The following is a 1,739-nucleotide window of genomic DNA, read 5'->3' as shown; positions in this document are numbered from 1 at the left end:
GCGCCCGTTTACGGAATAAAAGTTATTTATGTTAAACCTTTGATAAAGGCTGTTACGTTTCCTAAACAACAACTGCCTTGTGGATTGTTCACCTCACAACCACAACGATTCTCTTTAATGTTTTGACGAATATGCTCAACGGGTTTATCGGCATTTCCACTTTCAACATAATCACTAATTTTTGCTTTAGTCCAATCAAAACAATAACAAATCGGTGTATTTGAGGAGTTGTCTTTTTGATAAACAGCAACCTTTAAGTCAGATACAAGGTATGCCTTTTTGAGAGTATCAAAATAAACGACATCACAGCCTTCATTTGAACAAAAATAGTGACTTTCTTTAGCGTTTAGCGTTTCTAACGAAGAGGGTTCCAGCATTGATTTTAGTGTAATTAGCTTTACACTTTTACCCTTACTTTGACAATATGGGCAATCCGCAACACTTTCAATTTTTATTTCTACAGAGTTACTACAACAATCTGCCATATTTCTCCCGCCTTTTTGTTTTTATTCACTCACTTCATAGCCTAACTTGATAATGGCTTTTTTAATCTTATCAAACGAAACTTGTGAACTGTCAAAAGTAACCGTCGTCTCTCCAGTCACTTTTGAATCAAATTTCTCAATTCCATCTAATTTTTTAACAGCAGAACATACTGTTTTTGTACAATGTTCTCATGTATACCCTTTTATCATAAATGATACAGTTGTTAAATTTTCGGACTGAGTGGAATCTTTGTTTACTTGATTACCACATCCAGATAGAGTTAACCCAATTAGTAAGGCAATAATACTTAGAGTAAAAGCAAATCTCATATCATACCTCCTAAAACCCTTGAGACAAAAAGGTGTAAAGTAGCAAGAAAATCGAAAGGACTGTAGCTGTCCATAACCATTTCTCTGTTTTCTTTGATCTATTCTTTTGTCTCCAGTAAAATAAGTGGGCGATCCCAAGTAGTATCACCGTAAGTCCAATAAACACCATGCGATAAGGAGCGAATGTAACTGCTAATGTTCCTGCCAAACCACTTAGACCAAGTGGAATTAATACAGCAAAGCCAATTCAACATATACTGGCGAAAAGAGCCGTGATTACTGATGTGATCGAAGCAATTTTTGTTTTCACTTTCCGTTTTCCCCTTATAGATTAGTTGGAAATCATTACCCGAAATTCTCTTCATTCATTAAGTTTTCAATTATGGGACATTCATGGAGGGATTTTTCGTTAGGACAACACTCTTTCAATTGAATAAGCATATGTTCAATTCTTTTTAAATCCCTAATTTTCTTTTGTACTTCTTCAATTTTTTGAACAACAAAATCATACATATCCCTACATCGTTCTTCGTCGTTATCAACAACTCCAAGAAGCTTATCAATCTCAGCTAGAGAAAAACCTAAATCTTGCATTCGTTTAATAAACTGTAGGCGTTCCACAAACTCTCCTGGATACATCCTGTATCCAGCTTTTGTGCGAGAAGGTTCCGAAAGGAGACCTAACCTTTCGTAATATCTTATGGTTTCTTTATTTACCCCACACCTTTCTGCAAGTTCACTTATGCGGTATTTCATTTCATTCACCTCAGATAAATTATAAACCCTGTACCATAGTACAGGGTAAAGGGTAAATTTGAAAAAATTACAACTTTATTAACCCACCTCAGATAATTGTGTACAATGCTTCACAATCCCACTTAAATATAATACGTTCTTTAAAGATGTTCCTCCATTAAATGGCCC

4 protein-coding genes and 1 pseudogene are annotated in these 1,739 nt (G+C 35.1%); all 5 read right to left on the bottom strand.

Going from position 1 to position 1,739, the window contains the following annotated elements; translation table 11 throughout:
• Window positions 1-26: 26 nt before the first annotated feature.
• The gene (locus FXW34_RS22730; RefSeq protein WP_147536294.1) at window positions 27-485 is read right to left on the bottom strand and encodes a putative iron-sulfur cluster-binding metallochaperone; all 459 of its coding nucleotides are present in this window, start codon (window positions 483-485) and stop codon (window positions 27-29) included.
• Window positions 486-506: 21 nt separating this feature from the next.
• Window positions 507-662, bottom strand: a pseudogene (locus FXW34_RS23765) (heavy-metal-associated domain-containing protein); the annotation flags it as partial.
• A 12-nt stretch (window positions 663-674) separates the two neighbouring features.
• Window positions 675-815, bottom strand: coding sequence for a hypothetical protein (locus tag FXW34_RS23225; protein ID WP_222705346.1), 141 nt, complete (start codon window positions 813-815; stop codon window positions 675-677).
• A 10-nt stretch (window positions 816-825) separates the two neighbouring features.
• Window positions 826-1,125: a mercuric transporter MerT family protein gene (locus tag FXW34_RS23630; RefSeq protein WP_281292957.1), complete on the bottom strand. Its 300-nt coding sequence runs from the start codon at window positions 1,123-1,125 to the stop codon at window positions 826-828.
• A 35-nt stretch (window positions 1,126-1,160) separates the two neighbouring features.
• On the bottom strand, window positions 1,161-1,571 hold the full coding sequence (gene merR, locus FXW34_RS22720; RefSeq protein WP_147536293.1) for a mercury resistance transcriptional regulator MerR: 411 nt from the start codon (window positions 1,569-1,571) through the stop codon (window positions 1,161-1,163).
• Window positions 1,572-1,739: the final 168 nt, after the last annotated feature.

The organism is Bacillus marasmi (assembly GCF_902168435.1).
Taxonomy (GTDB): Bacteria; Bacillota; Bacilli; order Bacillales; family Cytobacillaceae; genus Bacillus_BU; species Bacillus_BU marasmi.
This window is presented reverse-complemented; position numbering and strand designations above follow the sequence as displayed.